Below are 18,320 nucleotides of genomic sequence, written 5' to 3'. Positions count from 1 at the left end.
GTGTCCGAAAACCTAAAGAAATTATAACGTTTGTTGGGGTGATCGGACTCTTAAATGTTACGTTTCCTAAATTTTGCGTTCATGACACTTCAGGTATTAAACTTTAGATTGGACTAGCCTACCCTTGAAAATTTGTTCAATAATAGCAATGAGTTGCTCCCCGCAAAAGGGCTTGGTTATATATTCCGTTGCTCCTGATAATCGTCCTGTGACCTGATCCTGAATTTGATCACGGGCTGTTAACATAATGATGGGTAATTGACTAAAACTGGGTATTCCCCGGAGAATACGACAGAGCTCTAAACCATCCATTCCGGGTAGAGAAACATCTAAAAGCATTAAATCAATGGCTTCTTCATGAAGTACGATTAAAGCTTCTATGGTATTATTGACCAGAATTAACTGATAGTGTTTTTCTAAAAGCTGTTTAATCAGCGTTTGCATGGGAATACTATCATCAACCGCGAGAATTGTATTCCGAGATTTTACAGATGTATCATCCATCTTGAGTTCTCCAGTAGATTCTCGAATTTTGAACAGTAGCCAATCTATAAAAGAGGTGATTCTTGTGAGACATATTTATCCATATACTTTAATTATACCCGGTTTAAAACTGTCTTTTAACTGGGTTATAATCAATTCATGAAGTGATAAAAATCTTTATAATACAAAACATAAATTAATATATTTTTTTGATTTAATAAAAAATTAAGCGATCGCCGTCAAATTGAAATCAAAATTCCATTATGTTGAGTTTCAGGAGGATATTAATAATCCGTGTCAACCGTAGATTACCGAGCAAAAGCTGCCTATCAACGAGGTATTAAATGGCTGATTGTTGCTACCCTATTCACAGGAGCGAGTTTCGCGGCTGCTAATTTGTATTATAAACTACAAAATCCTTCGGAGGAAGCAATCGCAGCCGGATTACAGAAGGTTGAATTGGGAAATGTTGAAAATAAAATCAATGAAGGAGGAACGGTTGAATTAGGAGGACAACGCACGATTAAATCTCCCTCTGAAAGTGCGGTTGCTCAAGTATTGGTTAAGGCGGGCGATCGCATTGTTGCTGGTCAACCTTTAATTCGTTTAAGGTTCACAGAAGGGGAAAATCTCTTACAGAAAAAACAGTTAGAAATTCAAAAACAAGAACTTTTGATTGAGCGCGATCGTCAAAAAGTAGAAGAAGCCCAAGATCAATTAAAACAAGCTGAACTTGAGTATCAATATGATTTAGAAAAGTATCAGCAGGAAGTTAAATCTCAAAAAATCACTCAACAAATTGAGATTCAGCAAGCTCAAGCTAGGGTGGAGCGTGAACAACAAAAAGTGATGGAAGCTCAACAAGAGTTGGCGGCTTCTGAAGCCGAATTAAACAAATCAAATCTGCTTTTAGAACGAGGATTTATTGCTGAACAGGAAGTTGATGGTCAAAAAGCTGAGATTCGCCGTCAACAAGCGAATATACGCGATAATGAATTAGCATTAAAAGATGCAATAGCCGAATTAAATAGAAAACACAATCAGTTAATTGATATTGAAAATAAACCCTCAAAAACTCATATAATTGAAGCTCAATCTAACCTCAAAGATGCTCAATCTCAATTACAACAAAATTTAAGCAATCTTAATTTATTAAAAGTTGAATATCAAGAACAAACCTTAAAATTACAGGATAATCTTGTTATTTCTCCCTTGGATGGAATTGTGCTAAATATTCATGTTAAACCTGGAGATGGGGTAAAGCTGGGAGATGATTTAATTACCTTGGGAGATCCGAGTCAAGAATTAGTTCAGCTTCAGTTATCAACTTTAAACGCCAGTCAAATTAAACCGAATCAAGTCGCACGAATTACGATGATTGGCCCTAATTCTCAACCCTTTGAAGGACGAGTTAAACAAATCGATTTACAAGCGAAAACCGCCAATGATAGTAATAATCAATCCAGCAATTCATCCGGTCAAGCAATGGTTCCAGCCACCGTTCAATTAGCTCAACCCACCGGAGTCTTAATCCCCGGAAGTCCGGTGAGTGTTGAAATTATTTTAGAGGAAGAAACAAACGTCATTGTGCTGAATACAGAATTAATTCAATCCCCTGAAGATTCACCCTTTGTCTGGAAATTAGATTCAAATCATCAAGCTCAAAAACAATCTGTCACCCTCGGAATAAAAGGATTAACTCAAGTTGAAATTAAATCGGGTTTAAAAGTCGGTGATACCCTTGTGATTCCTCCTCCTGATAGTTCGATTCAACCCGGAACCCCAATTATTGAGGAAGAAGCAGAAAATAATTCTGATTCGCTGGAATCCAAAAACTAAAAAATTCAAAATGTTCCTATGATTGATTGACCATTCCCGACGACGTATTTTCAATCAATTTAACAATCCCAATTCCCCCAAAATAAAGCCCCAAAATAGCCCCAGCTAATAAACTTTGGGTTAAGGGGTCTGTGGAGGGCGTTAACACCGCGCCTAAGACTGCTCCTGCTAAAATCACATATCGCCAACCGGATAACATTTGTTCAGAAGAGACAATTTTTAAGCCGCCTAATATGGCTTGAATTACAGGAATTTGAAAAGCAATTCCAGTACAGAATAATAAAACCAAAACGAATTCAAAGTATTTTTCAATGGAAAAAAACTGTTCAACTACATCTCCTCCATAATTAATAAAAAAGTTCAAGGCTGCTGGAATTAATGCCACATAAGCAAAGGCTAAACCCAATAAAAATAAAACACTAGAACCTAATAATGTGGGAACCAACAAACGGCGTTCTTTTCTCGTTAAACCCGGTAAAATAAACATGGTAACTTGATATAATATAAAGGGGGTTGCTATTACTAATCCACTGTAACCCGCTACTTTTAAAGAAACAAAGAAATATTCTCCAGGGGCTAATTGTACAAATTTAATCGCTCCAGCCGGACGTTCTAAAAGTTGTACAATAGGATTAACTTGGGTAAAACAACCAATAATCGCAATAAATACCGCAATCAAAGAATAAAAAATCCGTTGTCTTAATTCTTCTAAATGGTCAAAGATTGACATCTCCACTTCATCAGGAATTTCATCTAAATAATCTTTTTCTGCTTCTAAGACTTCATCCTGATTATTTTTTGATGAAATCACGGTTGTTGAATTCGACTTCAATTTTTGAGGATTATAATATTCAATTTGTGATAAATCCTGCTGCGGAACCTCAACTGAAGTATCCAGAATAGATGGATTTTCGTCTGCTAAGATTGAATTGGTTGGAATAGCATCTACGCCAGACTCATCTAATACAGGTTCTAAATTCGATAATTCCCCATCCTGGGAACCTTCATCAAGAGTAATATTCTGTTCCTCCTCAAAAGATGAAACAGCGTTAACATTTTCATCAGTTTGAGATAAAAATAGCTGATTTGAGTTAGATTCTGGTGTCTCAAAATTTGAGGAAGACGTCATAATAATCAGTAAGCGTTTAGACTACAGTGTGAACGACCCACTTTCAACAAATGGGGAAATTTGAGGACAAATCATCAATTTTTAGCAACCGTTTATTCTGCTTCAGAATTGAGACGTAAGATGAGATTAAACAACCACCAGGCGGAAACAAAGATCAAAAAAAGAATTGATATTAAATCCCCTGAAATTCCTTGATCATCTTCAATCATGAAAAGAATACAACGTTATCCTCTGCTATTTTTAGACATTTTAAAGCATCTGGGTAATTCTTGGGCAAGAAACAAGGTTTATAAACGAATGCGGCGAACCCGTCCGGTCGTTCGATTCATTCTCGTGGTCATGGGACTATTTACCTTAGAGATGGGTGTCTGGGGGTTGTCTGTCGGTCGTCCCAGTTTAGCAGAATCTACCCGTCCTGTTCACTCATTGATGACTCATTCTGTCAATTGGAATACCCAAGTTAACGAGGTTGAAAAAAAATGGGAGGAAGATTATGAAACTTATTTTGGTAAAAATTTAACCGATAGCAAACTCACGCCCCCAGATATTGCTAAAATTTTAACTCAAATTAGCGAAAAAACCGCAACAAAACCTGCTGTTTTGTGGGTGGTTCCTGAACCCGAAGGATTAGTTTTAGTCTTAATTACCCCTGGAAAAGAACCGTTAGGTGAAATTCAATCAGATATTAAACAAGAACAATTAAAAGCCGATGTAATTAGTTTATATCAAGAAATTACTAATCCTCGAAAATTGTACAGCCGTTCTTATTTAGAACCTGCTCACAAATTGTATAATAGCATTATTAAACCCTTTGAAACCCCGTTAGAAACGAAAAAAATTGATAGCCTATTATTTTGTATGGGCGCAGGTTTACGAACCCTTCCCTTGGGAGTTTTACATGATGGAGAACATTTTTTAATTGAAAAATATGCTTTAACTCGAATTCCCGCCTTTAATTTGATGAATTCCAATTATCAAACCGTCAAAAATGCTAAAGTTTTAGCGATGGGAGCCTCTGAATTTAAAAGTCAAAATCCCTTACCTGCGGTTCCCTTTGAGTTATCAACAATTGTACAATCTCAGCCTATTTCCTCAACAGCAACCCAGAACAATTTAGGACAGTGGTTAGGACAAACGTTTCTCAATCAAGGATTTACTATAGACAATTTAAAACGTCAGTTAGCTTCCCAGTTTTATTCCATTGTTCATTTAGCAACCCATGCAGAATTTAAACCTGGAAAACCTGAAAATTCTTATATTCAATTTTGGGATAGCCAACTAAAACTAAATCAAATGGATCAGTTAAATTGGAAGAATCCTCCGATTGAATTATTAGTTTTAAGTGCTTGTAAAACCGCCGTAGGAGACAAAGATGTTGAATTAGGGTTTGCAGGATTAGCGTTTCAATCAGGGGTAAAAACCGCTTTAGCTAGTTTATGGTATGTCAGCGACACCGGAACATTAGGCTTAATGAGTGAATTTTATCAACAGTTAAAAACAACTTCTACTAAAGCAAAAGCTTTACAACAAACTCAAATTCGGATGTTAAAAGGAGATGTGCGTTTACAACAGGGAGAATTATTATTATCGCGGGGTGAAATTCCATTACCCCCTGGAATAGCACCGGAAGGATATGATCTTTCCCATCCTTATTATTGGGCTGCATTTACATTAATTGGCAGTCCTTGGTAAAGTAATTTTACCGCTTAAAATTAAAACTCAACTTATGACTCAAACAATTTGGATTGCACGACATGGAAATCGCATTGATTTTGTTAATCCAGCTTGGTTTAATACCGCAGAAAGACGTTATGATCCCCATCTATCCGATGATGGTCAAATTCAAGCCCAACAATTAGCACATCGTTTAATGGGAGAAGGAATTACTCAAATTATTACTTCTCCGTTTTTAAGAACCGTACAAACAGCGAATGCTGTGGCTGAATGTTTAGATTTATCGATTAAATTAGATTGGGGATTAGGAGAATGGTTAAATCCTGACTGGATGAGTTTTCCTGAAACCTTACCTCCAGAAATTTTAGCACAAGAATTCCCTCGTATTGATTTATCTCATCCGATTGGTATTCCCCGTTATCCTGAAACTTGGAACGATTGTTTAGAACGAACTTCCAACACCGCCAAACGTTTAGTTAATACCTTTCCCCAAGATCATTTATTATTGGTTGGACATAGTGCTTCAGTATTAGGAACTACCCTAGGATTAATACCTAGTTTAAAAGAAACCGAGATTAAACCCTCGTTATGTTCTTTGATGAAATTGGTTCAAGAAGGAGAAAATTGGGTACTACAACTCAACGGTGATACCTCCCATCTCACTCAAGCTCAAACAGTGATTCGGTTTAATTGATCTAACTTTCCCCTTAACTCCTCTGTTCTTAGGGGATAGGTGACAATTCTGACTCTAACCCTAACGGGTGCTCCTAAACTTTTCTATAGTTCTCAGTTTCACATTCTTTAATGGAATTCAGCTATTAAAATTTCAGGGATTTACCTCTTGTTATTCTGTTTCTCTATCCTCTGTAATGCTTCTCGAACCAATAAGGGTTGATATCCTAAATTAAACGCTTTAGAACTATCTAAAGAAACATCAGGAGGACGAGGAGCAGACATTTTTATATCTCCTTGAGAACAAGATTTAATTAAATGGGAAGGAAGATTTAAAACCTCTGCCATAATTTTGCCGAATTCATAACGGGAAAGGCGTTCTCTCCCGCCTAAATGGAGAATTCCTTGAGTTGTTTCTAAAGCTAATAATAATCCCTTAGCTGCACTATTTCCACTAACAGGGGTTCTAAATTCATCGATAAATAAACTTAGCTCTTTTCCTTGTTTTAAAGTTTCAATAAACGGTTGAATAAAACTGGTTGCATGATCGGGAACACTGCCAAACATTAAAGGCATTCTACAAATGATAGTTTGAGGATAACGTTCTAACATTCCCTGTTCTGCTAATACTTTTTGTTCCCCATAATAACTTATCGGACAGACAGGATCAGTCTCGCTGTAGGGTGCATTTAACCCATTAAAAACTAAGTCGGTTGACGTAAAAACACAAGGAATATTCAACTCAGCACAAAGATTAGCAATTTCTAGGGAAACTCCTACATTAATTTGATAGGATATTTCAGGATATTGTTGACAAAAATTCGGTTGAGATTGCGCCGCAGCATGAATCAAAGCATCGGGTTTAATGTCTTTAAATAAAGTTTTTAGTGCCTTAAAATCCGTTAAATTTAATTGAATAATATTAATATTTTTAATGTCATTTTTTTTAGAATTGCTAATTCCATAAACTTGCCATTGAGTTTGAGCAACCTGACAAAGATGCCATCCTAGAAAACCACTTGCGCCTGTAATTAATAGTTTATTCATCATCAATAAGATAATCTCAAATTTAGGAAAGTCTGCTGTTTACCTTTTGTTAACCCAAAAATTAAAATGCTGACTCTTTCTAATTTTATATTATTTTTTGTGAACAAAATCAGTAAATCTTGAAAAATCGGATAAAATCGAACATCAAGGATCACCTGAAATGGCATTTAGTCAACTGAAATAGAAATTGTTATTTTAATCATTAATCTCCATGAACGAACTGACACTCGCGTGGACAGAAGCAGGTCAGTCCCGCACTCAAACTCTCAATGATCAATACCCCACAAAACATTCGGGAACCATCCGTATCGGACGAGATCCAATGCGCTGTGATCTTGTATTATCTCATCCAACGGTATCGGGACTACATATTGAAATTTTCTTTCATCAAGCTGAACATAAATTCTATGTCAGAAACTTACGAGAAACGAATCCTCCCCTAATTAATCATCAACGGTTAATTAAGGGTGAAATTTCATTAAGGGTTGGAAGTCATCTACAATTAGGAGAACAAAAACTTGAAGTGATCGCGATTGATTTAACATCTTTATTAATAGCACCAACTCTGTTATTTTTACCTAATGAACTTTCCCAAAAACCCATCGTTAATCCAAATCCTGTACAATATGGTTTACAGTGTCCTAAATGCAAGCACGTTTCCTCTTATCAACAATTAAATTCAGGGTGTCCTTGGTGCGGAACGTCATTAGCAGCAGCAGTTAGTGTGATTTTATCCACCGAATCTTAACTTATAACCTCGAAATTAAAACTAACAAAAAAATGCAAATTCGACTGAGTTGGCAAAACTTAGAAACCGGAGAATGGCGAACCCCTATTTTAACACCTCCCATTGCATTAGGACGAGTTTTTGAACGAATGCCTTCTACAGTTAATGGAGAACGGGTTTCTCGGCTCGTTTTAGAAGGAGAAAGAGTCTCCCGTTTTCATGGGTTAATGACTTGGGAAAACGGACAGTTAATATTAACTGATACGGAAAGCAAAAATGGAATTTTAGTGAATGGAATCGCTCAAACTCGATGCTTTCTTGAAGAAGGAGATTGTTTACAAATTGCTCATTATAATATTACCATTTCTTTCGTTACTAATACCTTAACAAATCCCTCACAAAACCTTCCGCCAACGGCTGTTAATCCACCAACACAATTACCGACTGCTTCTGTCTCACCTTCGAGCAATTTCCCAACAACTCCAGCTATTTTTCCGCCTCAATTTTTCTTAGAATCTGGGCAAGTTTCTCTGCAACAATTACAAGCCACAGGATTACCCATTGATCAAATTACTTATCTAACCATTGGGGCAGGATTAGGCAGTTTTATTTGGGTTGATGTGTTAAGAATTTCTGGGGTTAAAGCTGATCAAATTATCGCATTAGGAATGGAAAATAAACCCTATACTCGTTATCAACAATTGTGTTTAAATTCCCAAATTCCTCCCCATGAACGCTTACGTTCTAACTCAGATTCCTGTCCTGATAATATCTGGGGATGGCCGAGTTATGCTCTCAGAGAAGCTTATACAGAAGCAAAACAAGGGCAATTTTTAACAGGATTAAAACTTTTGTGGCAAGTGTTTGCAGAACCCACCTTTGCTGAAACTTATACTCCCCGTTCCGGTAATGTATTTAATTCCATTGATCGAGAAATGAATCGCATTCAATGGTCAAAAATTTATCGATATGGACGAGTTAAAAGTATTCGTAAAACCACTGATGGACGCTATGCGATCGCCTATTCTCGCTCGACAGAAAACCGCCGAGATCATGGCTTTATTATTGCCCAATATGTTCAAATTGCTACCGGATATCCGGCGATTCAATTTCTCCCCGATTTACAACAGTATCGAGAACAAACAAAAGATTTTAAAACCGTTGTGAATGCCTATGAAAATCATCAACATATTTATGATAAATTAGAACAATCAGGAGGAACGATTATTATCCGAGGTCGAGGAATTGTCGCTTCCCGAATTTTACAACGATTGTATGAAGCGAGACAGAAACATTCTCAAATCCAAATTTTACATTTAATGCGATCGCCAAAAGCGCAAGGAAATCAATTTAAAAAAGCAAGAAGAACCGTTGAAAATCATTTTGAATTTCAACCCTTTAACTGGCCAAAAGCTTGTTGGGGTGGGGATTTACGCCAACAATTAGAAGCCGCTAACCCTCAAGAACGGTTAAAACTATTAGACCAATGGGGAGGAACGACTACAGCTAACCGTAAAGACTGGCGAAATATTGTTAATCAAGGACTTAGCCAAGGCTGGTATCGCATTATGTTTGGAACCGTTGAACGAGTCGAACCTACCCCGAACAATCGCACTTTAACAACGATTCGAGAACAGGAATTAAAGGCTAATCTTCAGTTAGAAGCCGATTTTATTATTGATGCAACCGGATTAGATGCAAAAGTTAATACGAATCCCCTATTAAATGATTTAGTCACCCATTATAATTTAACTTTAAATGCCTTGGGACGTTTGAGTGTAGCGAATGATTTTGAATTAGTTGAAATGCGGAATTCTAACGTTCCTGGGGATATTTTTGGCGGTCGAATGTATGCTTCCGGTACGATCACGTTAGGAGGGCCCTATGCAGCCGTTGATAGTTTTTTAGGATTACAATATGCGGCATTAGTTTCCGTTGAAAATTTAACTTCGATTTCCGCCCCAGGGTTACGCAAATTAACTGGATGGCGATCATTTTGGCAATGGATTAAATGGGTTAATAATCAACCGCCAAACTAAAAAAATAGGACTAATGTTGTTAGTTTAGATTAATAAGGGGTATAACCCCCTAGTCTTATTAATAAAACTTAATAAATCAGCGAAAAACCCAATATAATCTCTATCTCCAGATAGAGGACAGTCCCAATGGCTCAATATGACAGAGATCACAATATAGTTTCGGAAATATCACCGATCTTAATATCTATCAATCACTACTCCAACTTGACAAACAAGAGATGATAAAGATGTCGAGTTCAATTCCTAACCATGATACCTAACCTTAATCTTTTACCCGGCGCAATTCTCGAAATGGTCGCAGCCACCTCTCACACCCATTGCTTAACCCAAGCTGACCGCTACGGCTTGATGGCCGCCATTTTAGATGAATCTTTATCAGAAGAAGACCGCAGATGTATTGATCGGATGTTGCGAGCACTGCTTCGGGGAAAAATCGAAATCGTCAATGAATTTTCTACAGTTGCGTAAATTACCTCACATCTCAAATAGCAGCCTGTTTTGTGAACTCGACACCCTCAAAACAGGCTTCTGATTTTTCACAGGCAACCCAAAGCAAAGGACTGCTAACAACCTGGGTAAAATTAAAGAGATCATCATTGCGGCTGAATATGTTTCCGAGTTTTCTACCTGCATCTGTACAGCAGTTAACAGAATCGACATCCATCGCCTTTGCTCAAAATCTCCAATATCAAGCCATTTCAACCCCCCTACGAGATGAACCCATTCAAACCGTTTATATTCGTCAAGGAACAGGAGGAACACCGATTTTATTAATTCATGGCTTTGATAGTTCTTCCTTTGAATATCGACGATTATTACCCTTATTAGCCACAGAAAATGAAACCTGGGCGATGGATCTTTTAGGATTTGGATTTACAGAACGTGGCGGAGAATTGATGTTTAATCGCTCGGAAATTGCCACCCATTTATATTCATTTTGGAAAACTTTAATTGATCAACCTGTAATATTAGTCGGCGCATCAATGGGGGGTGCAGTTGCTTTAGATTTTACCCTCCGCTATCCTAATGCGGTGAAATCGATTGTTTTATTAGATAGTGCTGGTATGAAACCGGGGCCAGTGATGGGTAAATTTTTATTACCTCCTTTTGATTATTTAGCAACAGAATTTTTACGGAATCCTAAAGTTCGTCAAGCCATTAGTGAAAGTGCTTATTTTGATAAAACCTTTGCCTCTTTAGATGCTCAACGTTGTGCCGCCTTACATTTAGAAGCCATCGGCTGGAATCAAGCGTTAATTCGGTTTAGTAAAACGGGAGGATATGGAAAATTTGGCAATCAACTTGATCAAATTCAACAAAAAACCTTGATTTTATGGGGAGATCATGATAAAATATTAGGAACTCAAGATGCTTACAAATTTGAAAAAGCCATTTTTAATTCCAAACTAATTTGGATTAAAAATTCCGGTCATGTTCCCCATTTAGAACAACCGCAAATCACAGCCCAACATATTTTAGAATTTGTCAAATAATAGGAAACAGGGAACAGGGAACAGCTTAACTGCAATGCGTAGCGCTATATATCAACTGCAATTCAGGGTAATAAAACGGCAATCTAAAAACCCGGTTTCTTCAAGAAACCAGGTTTTTAAATGACTATTCTAACGGTCAACAGAACCCATAATAATATCGATACTGCCGAGAATCGCTACCACATCCGCCACTTTTTCTCCTCGAACTAATTCTGAGAGAATTTGTAAGTTACAGAAGTCCGCCGCCCGAATTTTGAAGCGCCAAGGAAACACATTATCATCCCCAATGATATAAATGCCTAATTCCCCTTTACCGCTTTCAATCCGCACATAATGTTCCCCTTTAGGAATTTTGAAGGTGGGGGCAATTTTCTTACCAATAAATTGATAATCAAAGGCATTCCATTCAGATTTCGGCCCCTCCATCATCCGTTTTGCTTCTAAATTCTCGTAGGGGCCACCGGGTAAAGCATCTAAGGCTTGATACAGGATTTTAACCGATTCCCGCATTTCCCGAATCCGTACTAAATAACGCGCTAAACAGTCTCCGGCCGTTTCCCAGTGAACATCCCAGTCTAACTCGTCATAACATTCATAGTGGTCAACTTTGCGTAAATCCCACTTCACCCCAGAAGCGCGTAACATCGGGCCAGATAACCCCCAGTTAATCGCCTGTTCACGGGTAATTACCCCTAACCCTTCAATTCGACGTCGGAAAATCGGGTTATTCGTAATTAACCGTTCATATTCATCAATTTTGGGGCCAAAATAATCACAGAAATCTCGACATTTATCTACCCAACCATAAGGTAAATCGGCAGCTACACCCCCAATGCGGAAATAGTTATTATTCACCATCCGGTATCCCGTCGCGGCTTCCCAGAGGTCATAAATTAATTCTCGTTCGCGGAAAATATAGAAGAATGGGGTTTGAGCACCGACGTCAGCCAAGAACGGGCCAAGCCATAATAGGTGATTAGCGATGCGGTTGAGTTCCAGCATAATCACGCGAATATATTGGGCGCGTTTGGGAACCTTCACTCCCGCTAATTGTTCGGGCGCATTCACCGTCACCGCTTCATTGAACATTCCCGCCGCATAGTCCCAACGACTAACATAGGGAACGTACATGACAACGGTACGATTTTCGGCGATTTTTTCCATACCGCGATGCAGATAGCCAATGACGGGTTCACAGTCCACCACATCTTCCCCATCCAGGGTCACAATTAACCGCAAGACCCCGTGCATGGAGGGATGGTGTGGCCCCATGTTCAAGACCATCGGTTCTGTGCGGGTTTCTATTCTGCTCATAATCTTATCTGTGTTCCCTAACGCGGATTTATTGCTTTCTTGGGATTTTTTTGAATTGTTTAATATTATAGGAACACTTGGATGGTCTGAGATCGCAGCTTTGACAGAAAATCCTCAATATCTCTTGGCACTTGGGTTGGGAGACCCAACCCCTACGATAAAATATTACAACTTTGGGGCGAATTGCTATATCTTATTTCCAACCCGCCCGATCCATAATTTGAATCGCATTAGCATTAAATTTCCCATAAGCTGAAACATTCATGGGATTACTTTTAAAAGTGCCATAACTTGCCAAAACTGGGGAGACCGGAACATTAGCAACGACTGGATATTCAAAAGCACTTTGAGCAAAAATCTTTTGTACTTCTGGACTAGCTAAATATTCTAAAAATTTAATCGCTCCAGCTTTATTAGGAGCATTCTTAACGACTCCTGCACCACTAATATTGGTGTGGGTTCCCTGGGCTCGTTGGTTAGGAAAAAATAACCCCACTTTACTTGCGATCGCTTGATCTTCCGGTTTTTTAGACCCCGCTAAACGTGCTAAATAATAAGTATTAGCTAAAGTTAAATGCCCAACACCAGCCGCCACCGCTTTAATTTGAGACACATCATTTCCTTCCGGGGGTCTAGCAAAATTAGCCACCAATCCTTTAACCCATTTTTCAGCATTAGCTGTTCCACTTTCTCCAATCATGGAAGCAACTAAGGATTGATTATAGATGTTATTAGAAGAACGAACAATAATTTTTCCTTTCCATTTAGGATTGCTTAAATCTTCATAGGTAGAAAGTTGAGCCGGATTGACTTTTGCTTTATTGTAAATAATCACTCTGGCTCGTTTAGAAAAACCGAACCAATGACCATTGGGTTCTCTGAAATTAGCTGGAATTGCTTGATTTAAAACACCGGAAGAAATCGGTTGAAAAATTCCCTGTTGTTGCGATCTCCAAAGGTTTCCGGCATCAACAGTAATTAAAACATCTGCGGGACTATTAGCACCTTCACTTTTAATTCGTTCGACTAATTCCTCCGCTTTTCCTTCAACAATATTGACTTTAATTCCTGTTTTTTTGGTGAAGTTTTGATAGATTTGATTATCGCTATCGTAATGTCGGGCGGAGTAAACGTTAACCACTTGGGGGTTGGCTTGACTGCGTGGCATCGGACTAATCCCACCAACAGCGACTACGGCTAAGGCTGTTCCAATGGTCAGAAATGCACGTCTAGTGATGTTTTTCATGGATCGAGACAACGTTTCCTTTAATGCAAGTTATTTTCAAGAAGTTAGGATAGCACTAATGCTAGTTATTCTCAATAATTGTTTTTGCACAGCAACTATGGTAAGATATGCAATTTTTGAAAATTCCCTAAGCAATCCTATTTGGTTTGTGGTAGGGGCAATTCATGAATTGCCCCTACGGTAAGGGTTTGAGTCATAGAGGTGATGACAACCGATTTAGACTTGCTATAGAGAAATTGCAGTTTCTATTGCCTATAGCAAGATTGCCTATTCCCTTTTCCCTGTTTCCTCTTCCCTACTAATGAAGTAATTTCTTGATATTTTGTCTTTCAACACGAATTTTATTGAAAATAATCATCAAATATACCCAAACAAAAAATATCCCTAGTGTCCAAAAACAACCAGGGATCATGAACTGGGACATCAGCCCCAGGAAATATGAGGAAAATCTAAGTTAATCACAATCAAGTGTATCGCGGGTATTGCGTCCTGTAACCGGGTTAGTTCCCGTTGCAACTTTACACAGGGTCAGTTGAGCATCCCGGCGTAACATCACATCGGTAAAATCGGCCCCTTCAATGATGGCCCCTTCAAATTCAGCGTTATAGGCATAAGCTCCTTCAAGGATAGCATTCTTGAGGTTGGTTCGCCGAAAACGGGCCATATCCAAGGTCGAATTACTTAGATCCGCACCTTCGAGATTGACATCTTGGAGTTTAGCTCCAAATAAACTAACTCCATGTAAATCAGTATGGCTAAAGTTACTTCCCCGTAAATTGGCAAAGTCAAATTCGGAGTCCGTCAATACTTGGCCAGAAAAATCGGCATTTAATAAGGTGCGCTTCTCATAATTTTCAGCTAAGGCGGATGGCGTTTTCAGCCAAGTTAGAACTATCCAAGCACTCAGGATCACTAAAACTCCAAGGGTTTTTAAGGGTGAGGTACTCCTCCAATTCATATTCTCTCCGGGGTCAAAAATAAACTTAATATAACTTAATATTCTAAGGGAAACAGGATAAAATGTTGACGGACAACCGATAACCCCCATCTATGTCGAAAGCAATTGGTTCTTTAGGGGAACAATTAGTCAGCCATTGGTTAGAAAATCAAGGTTGGCAAATTTTGCATCATCAATGGTATTGTCGATATGGAGAAATTGATTTAATTGCTTTGCAGAGGGAATCAAAAGATCTTCCTATCTTAAGTTTTGTTGAAGTTAAAACTCGCAGTCAAAGAAATTGGGATCAGGGCGGACGATTAGCCATAACCCTAAGTAAACAAGCAAAATTAATTCAATCGGCGGAATTATTTTTAAGCGACCACCCGAATTTTATTCAATATTCTTGTCGGTTTGATGTAGCTTTAGTTCGTTGCGATCGCTATCCTCATTCCGCCTCAACTACCCTGTTTGAAGATATTCCCACGTTTCCTAATGTTATAAAAGTCGGTCAACCTTTCTCCCTAAACGGCTACCGACTTCTATTACAAGATTATATTGAATCCGCCTTTAGCTAAAAGCTGAATCTCAAGCTAAGGCTTCAGGACAATAGCCTAATCCTCGGACAAATTGAGTTTTAAAAGATTCAACGTCCTCCCGATTGGGAATCCCATGAGACACAACAGCCACTTGGTAACGACGCATCACACTGAGGGGGGATTGACCTGTTTCTAAGCCCCAAAGGGCCATTAAAATTCGCATATCGGGTTCGTAGGGAATACCCAACTCGTGCATAAATGCTCTAAAATCCCCGTGTTCTTGAGGTGTCAGATATTGACGCATTTTGATCTTAATAATCCAGCCATCAATTTGATGAATCACTGTAATAAACTGAACGGGGAGGGATTGATGTGAACGCAAAAAGTCGATCACCCGAAGTGTGAGGCTTGTATTGGCTAGGTAGTAGAGGTATTCCATCAGTCATCTCCTGCATGATTGTCCCGCCTGTTTGTTGCTCAACTCCAGCCCGGAACCCTGCAACAAAGAGTAATAAGAGCGGTCTTTTTGATTCTTTTCTCAAGCCCGTTGATCCCAGTTGGAGGTCAAAGCGAGGCCAAAAATAATGCAACCTTTTTGTTGGTAGGCAGCATAACCCTATATTTATATATTGCCTAGATTAACAATGATAAGATAGGGGAAAAGCACCCGATTTCCTATGGGGGATTCTACCCAAATTCAATGCCAAGAATTACTAGGGAATAGCAGAGAGCGTATTAAGATCTAAGTGGGGATCTCCGAAGATCAGTTCGTTCTTCCTAGAACAGTTACTTAATTAAAATCATTCATTGGTAAAGGATAATTAACAGAGAATGGATCAGTTAGATTATTGGTTAGAAAGCTATAACTATGAACTTCCAGAGGAACGCATTGCTCAAAATCCAGTGATACCGAGGGATCATTCTCGTTTGTTAGTGATAGATTCCCCAAGGTCTCATCATCATTGTCTGTTTAAAAATTTACCTGAATTTTTACAACCGGGAGATTTATTAGTTCTCAATAATACCCGTGTGCTTCCCGCCCGCCTTTATGGGCGCAAAAGTAGCGGGGCGGTGGTCGAAGTTCTATTATTAGAGGAAAAACAGCATCATTGTTGGTTAGCATTAGTCAAACCCGGTAAACGATTTAAACCGGGGTCTGTCATTGAGTTTGAACTTAATTCTATATCAAAAGCGGATTTTCAGGAGCACAAATTACGCGCTACCGTATTAGATACAGATCCTGAAACTGGAGGACGGTTATTAAAATTTGAACTTCCTGAAGGACAGTCTTTAATTCCGCTTTTAGAACAGTTTGGTAATATTCCGTTTCCGCCCTATGTCACAGAAACAGAAGCGTTACCCGAACAATACCAAACGATCTATGCAGAACGTTCAGGGGCTGTGGCTGCACCAACTGCGGGTTTACATTTTACAGAAGAATTGTTTCAATGTTTAGAACAAAAAGGAATTGATAAAACCTTTTTAACTCTGCACGTGGGAGTGGGAACCTTTCGACCCGTTGAAGTGGATAATATTACCCAACATCAAATGCACGGAGAATGGATTGAAGTTCCAGAAGAAACCGTTGACAAAATTGAAAAAACCAAAGCTTCTGGAGGCAGAATTATTGCGGTGGGGACAACAGCAGTTCGAGCCTTAGAAGGAGCCGCTAACGAAAGGTTTTGTCAACCTGAACTTTCCCCAGAGAACTCCCCAAAATCTACCTTAAAAAGCTATTGTGGGAAAACGAATCTTTATATTTATCCCGGCTATAAATGGCAGGTAATTGATGGATTAATCACCAATTTCCACTTACCCAAATCAAGTTTATTAATGTTAGTTTCGGCATTAATTGGACGAGAGAGACTCTTGAGTTTATATCAAGTCGCGTTAGAAGAATCTGCCAATGAGTTCGGACGACAATATCGATTTTATTCCTTTGGAGATGCCATGTTAATTTTACCTGAAGCCGTATTATAGCCAGAGCTAGGAGTCAGGAGAACAAGGAATCAAATTCAGAACAGAACAGGGGGAACTCATAATAAATCCTCCCGTTCCCCAAACGAACTGAAACAATGAACATAACAAATAATAGCCCTGACCCTGCAATAATTCCTAAATAATTGGGAATCATTAAAAGTAAAGATTAGACCGCCAATCATCAACGATCTAACGGTGAGGAGTTGTGAGTTAAAGATTAGCCACTTCCTGTTTTAACGCGTATTGGTGGATATTTCCCATTGAGTCGAGTCGTGTGAACGGTTTCCGCTTTCAGAATTTCTAAATTGAGACGATAGCCAACATTCCGAACGGTTTGAATTAAATTCGGTTGGCGAGGGTCAGTTTCTACTTTTTTCCGTAACGATAGAACATGAGTGTCAATCGTGCGAGGATTATCAATAGAATCAGGCCATGCTCGTCGCAATAATTCTGAACGACTCAAAGGTTCGCCACAAGCTTGTGCGAGCACATAAAGCAGACTGTATTCTTGGGGCGTGAGTTCAATTAATTGACTGTGTAAACGAACTCGACGTTGTACCAAGTCAATTTTGAGTGCTCCATAATCCAAAGTTGTTGGCGGAACAATGGTGCGACTACGGCGCATCAAAGATTCGGTTCTGGCCAAAAACTCCTGCATTCCAAAAGGTTTTGCTAAATAGTCGTCAGCACCCGCTCTCAAGCCTCGGACAATATCCGATTCCGTTGTGCGAGCCGACAACATCAGAATTAACGATTGTCGTTGCTGCTGAAGCCATTGGCAAAATTCCAAACTATTCCCCTCTGGCAGTTCAGCATCCAAAATCACTAAATTGGGTTGATGAGCATAGAAGATATCCCTTCCATGATGCAAATCAGCCGCCTGATAAACCGAGTAACCAACGTGCTGTAAATGCCAACCCAAGAGTGATCGTAAATGCGGGTTTCCTTCAATAATTGAAATACAAGCAGATCCCACGGATACGAGCTTCCTTCTTCAATATTGAATTCAAGGGTAACAGGGTAATCTTTCTGATTTTGTAGCTCCTGTTACTCTGTCAACAGCTTATTTCCTCAAAACTATTAAGACTCTCAAAAGAAGCTCAGTTCCCTGGCAGAAGAAGTTAAGATAAAGCGAGTTAACATAGAGATAGACCAGTCATTGTCCCCTTAGTCCGTTCTAAGCTTGCTAGTCAGTTCGGGA

General features: G+C 38.9%; 17 protein-coding genes. 9 read left to right on the top strand and 8 right to left on the bottom strand.

Translation table 11 applies throughout. The features are described from left to right. Positions 1-96: 96 nt before the first annotated feature. On the bottom strand, positions 97-504 hold the full coding sequence (locus ACKPEB_RS18890) for a PleD family two-component system response regulator (protein ID WP_408966520.1): 408 nt from the start codon (positions 502-504) through the stop codon (positions 97-99). A 273-nt stretch (positions 505-777) separates the two neighbouring features. Here ACKPEB_RS18890 and ACKPEB_RS18885 point away from each other — a divergent pair, with 273 nt between their 5' ends. Beyond that, positions 778-2,322, top strand: coding sequence for an efflux RND transporter periplasmic adaptor subunit (locus ACKPEB_RS18885; RefSeq protein WP_408966519.1), 1,545 nt, complete (start codon positions 778-780; stop codon positions 2,320-2,322). 16 nt (positions 2,323-2,338) lie between these two features. On the opposite strand, the gene tatC is transcribed toward ACKPEB_RS18885, so the two are convergent. Next, the gene (tatC, locus tag ACKPEB_RS18880) at positions 2,339-3,133 is read right to left on the bottom strand and encodes a twin-arginine translocase subunit TatC (RefSeq protein WP_408966530.1); all 795 of its coding nucleotides are present in this window, start codon (positions 3,131-3,133) and stop codon (positions 2,339-2,341) included. A gap of 525 nt (positions 3,134-3,658) precedes the next feature. On the opposite strand from tatC, the gene ACKPEB_RS18875 reads away from it, so the two are divergent. Next, positions 3,659-5,143: a CHAT domain-containing protein gene (locus ACKPEB_RS18875; protein ID WP_408966518.1), complete on the top strand. Its 1,485-nt coding sequence runs from the start codon at positions 3,659-3,661 to the stop codon at positions 5,141-5,143. A 34-nt stretch (positions 5,144-5,177) separates the two neighbouring features. After that, entirely contained in the window at positions 5,178-5,819 is a 642-nt protein-coding gene (locus tag ACKPEB_RS18870) for a histidine phosphatase family protein (RefSeq protein WP_408966517.1), read from the top strand. 140 nt (positions 5,820-5,959) lie between these two features. On the opposite strand, the gene ACKPEB_RS18865 is transcribed toward ACKPEB_RS18870, so the two are convergent. After that, positions 5,960-6,847 carry an SDR family oxidoreductase gene (locus ACKPEB_RS18865; RefSeq protein WP_408966516.1) on the bottom strand — a complete coding sequence of 296 codons (888 nt, stop codon included), beginning with the start codon at positions 6,845-6,847 and terminating at the stop codon, positions 5,960-5,962. A 208-nt stretch (positions 6,848-7,055) separates the two neighbouring features. Here ACKPEB_RS18865 and ACKPEB_RS18860 point away from each other — a divergent pair, with 208 nt between their 5' ends. The 4 genes from ACKPEB_RS18860 to ACKPEB_RS18845 all read left to right on the top strand — a co-directional run bounded on the left by ACKPEB_RS18860 (position 7,056) and on the right by ACKPEB_RS18845 (position 11,103). Beyond that, positions 7,056-7,592, top strand: a complete 537-nt coding sequence (locus tag ACKPEB_RS18860) for an FHA domain-containing protein (protein WP_408966515.1) — start codon at positions 7,056-7,058, stop codon at positions 7,590-7,592. A gap of 32 nt (positions 7,593-7,624) precedes the next feature. After that, positions 7,625-9,610 carry an FHA domain-containing protein gene (locus ACKPEB_RS18855; RefSeq protein ID WP_408966514.1) on the top strand — a complete coding sequence of 662 codons (1,986 nt, stop codon included), beginning with the start codon at positions 7,625-7,627 and terminating at the stop codon, positions 9,608-9,610. A gap of 249 nt (positions 9,611-9,859) precedes the next feature. Further along, positions 9,860-10,078 carry a hypothetical protein gene (locus ACKPEB_RS18850; RefSeq protein ID WP_408966513.1) on the top strand — a complete coding sequence of 73 codons (219 nt, stop codon included), beginning with the start codon at positions 9,860-9,862 and terminating at the stop codon, positions 10,076-10,078. A gap of 140 nt (positions 10,079-10,218) precedes the next feature. Then, positions 10,219-11,103 (top strand): alpha/beta fold hydrolase, encoded by an 885-nt coding sequence (locus tag ACKPEB_RS18845; protein ID WP_408966512.1) that lies wholly within the window; start codon positions 10,219-10,221, stop codon positions 11,101-11,103. Positions 11,104-11,232: 129 nt separating this feature from the next. Here the strand turns inward: ACKPEB_RS18845 and ACKPEB_RS18840 are convergent, their stop codons facing one another. The 3 genes from ACKPEB_RS18840 to ACKPEB_RS18830 form a co-directional block, all read right to left on the bottom strand. Next, the gene (locus tag ACKPEB_RS18840; protein ID WP_408966511.1) at positions 11,233-12,417 is read right to left on the bottom strand and encodes a photosynthetic/respiratory NAD(P)H-quinone oxidoreductase subunit H; all 1,185 of its coding nucleotides are present in this window, start codon (positions 12,415-12,417) and stop codon (positions 11,233-11,235) included. A gap of 193 nt (positions 12,418-12,610) precedes the next feature. Continuing rightward, the gene (locus ACKPEB_RS18835; RefSeq protein WP_408966510.1) at positions 12,611-13,663 is read right to left on the bottom strand and encodes a Fe(3+) ABC transporter substrate-binding protein; all 1,053 of its coding nucleotides are present in this window, start codon (positions 13,661-13,663) and stop codon (positions 12,611-12,613) included. A 454-nt stretch (positions 13,664-14,117) separates the two neighbouring features. Further along, positions 14,118-14,621 (bottom strand): pentapeptide repeat-containing protein, encoded by a 504-nt coding sequence (locus ACKPEB_RS18830; protein WP_408966509.1) that lies wholly within the window; start codon positions 14,619-14,621, stop codon positions 14,118-14,120. 92 nt (positions 14,622-14,713) lie between these two features. On the opposite strand from ACKPEB_RS18830, the gene ACKPEB_RS18825 reads away from it, so the two are divergent. Further along, a complete protein-coding gene (locus tag ACKPEB_RS18825) occupies positions 14,714-15,178 on the top strand; it encodes a YraN family protein (protein WP_408966508.1) in 465 nt (154 codons plus the stop codon). A gap of 10 nt (positions 15,179-15,188) precedes the next feature. Here ACKPEB_RS18825 and ACKPEB_RS18820 read toward each other — a convergent pair whose 3' ends face one another. Continuing rightward, positions 15,189-15,578, bottom strand: a complete 390-nt coding sequence (locus ACKPEB_RS18820; RefSeq protein ID WP_408966507.1) for a hypothetical protein — start codon at positions 15,576-15,578, stop codon at positions 15,189-15,191. A gap of 392 nt (positions 15,579-15,970) precedes the next feature. On the opposite strand from ACKPEB_RS18820, the gene queA reads away from it, so the two are divergent. Continuing rightward, positions 15,971-17,119, top strand: coding sequence for a tRNA preQ1(34) S-adenosylmethionine ribosyltransferase-isomerase QueA (gene queA / locus ACKPEB_RS18815; protein ID WP_408966506.1), 1,149 nt, complete (start codon positions 15,971-15,973; stop codon positions 17,117-17,119). A gap of 217 nt (positions 17,120-17,336) precedes the next feature. Here queA and ACKPEB_RS18810 read toward each other — a convergent pair whose 3' ends face one another. Further along, positions 17,337-18,095 carry a response regulator transcription factor gene (locus tag ACKPEB_RS18810; RefSeq protein ID WP_408966505.1) on the bottom strand — a complete coding sequence of 253 codons (759 nt, stop codon included), beginning with the start codon at positions 18,093-18,095 and terminating at the stop codon, positions 17,337-17,339. Between the last annotated feature and the right edge of the window lie 225 nt (positions 18,096-18,320).

The sequence above is a fragment of the Planktothrix sp. genome (assembly GCF_046067725.1).
Taxonomy (GTDB): domain Bacteria; phylum Cyanobacteriota; class Cyanobacteriia; order Cyanobacteriales; family Microcoleaceae; genus Planktothrix.
The sequence above is the reverse complement of the archived record's forward strand: the minus strand, read 5'-3'. Positions and strand labels throughout refer to the sequence as shown.

What these genes read in the sequence shown, in the direction of transcription:
- ACKPEB_RS18835 (WP_408966510.1), bottom strand. Translation starts at nt 13,663, where the DNA reads ATGAAAAACATCACTAGACGTGCATTTCTGACCATTGGAACAGCCTTA.
- ACKPEB_RS18875 (WP_408966518.1), top strand. Translation starts at nt 3,659, where the DNA reads ATGAAAAGAATACAACGTTATCCTCTGCTATTTTTAGACATTTTAAAG.
- ACKPEB_RS18830 (WP_408966509.1), bottom strand. Translation starts at nt 14,621, where the DNA reads ATGAATTGGAGGAGTACCTCACCCTTAAAAACCCTTGGAGTTTTAGTG.
- ACKPEB_RS18865 (WP_408966516.1), bottom strand. Translation starts at nt 6,847, where the DNA reads ATGATGAATAAACTATTAATTACAGGCGCAAGTGGTTTTCTAGGATGG.
- ACKPEB_RS18860 (WP_408966515.1), top strand. Translation starts at nt 7,056, where the DNA reads ATGAACGAACTGACACTCGCGTGGACAGAAGCAGGTCAGTCCCGCACT.
- ACKPEB_RS18870 (WP_408966517.1), top strand. Translation starts at nt 5,178, where the DNA reads ATGACTCAAACAATTTGGATTGCACGACATGGAAATCGCATTGATTTT.
- ACKPEB_RS18850 (WP_408966513.1), top strand. Translation starts at nt 9,860, where the DNA reads ATGATACCTAACCTTAATCTTTTACCCGGCGCAATTCTCGAAATGGTC.
- queA (WP_408966506.1), top strand. Translation starts at nt 15,971, where the DNA reads ATGGATCAGTTAGATTATTGGTTAGAAAGCTATAACTATGAACTTCCA.
- ACKPEB_RS18890 (WP_408966520.1), bottom strand. Translation starts at nt 504, where the DNA reads ATGGATGATACATCTGTAAAATCTCGGAATACAATTCTCGCGGTTGAT.
- ACKPEB_RS18840 (WP_408966511.1), bottom strand. Translation starts at nt 12,417, where the DNA reads ATGAGCAGAATAGAAACCCGCACAGAACCGATGGTCTTGAACATGGGG.
- ACKPEB_RS18820 (WP_408966507.1), bottom strand. Translation starts at nt 15,578, where the DNA reads ATGGAATACCTCTACTACCTAGCCAATACAAGCCTCACACTTCGGGTG.
- ACKPEB_RS18825 (WP_408966508.1), top strand. Translation starts at nt 14,714, where the DNA reads ATGTCGAAAGCAATTGGTTCTTTAGGGGAACAATTAGTCAGCCATTGG.
- ACKPEB_RS18855 (WP_408966514.1), top strand. Translation starts at nt 7,625, where the DNA reads ATGCAAATTCGACTGAGTTGGCAAAACTTAGAAACCGGAGAATGGCGA.
- ACKPEB_RS18845 (WP_408966512.1), top strand. Translation starts at nt 10,219, where the DNA reads ATGTTTCCGAGTTTTCTACCTGCATCTGTACAGCAGTTAACAGAATCG.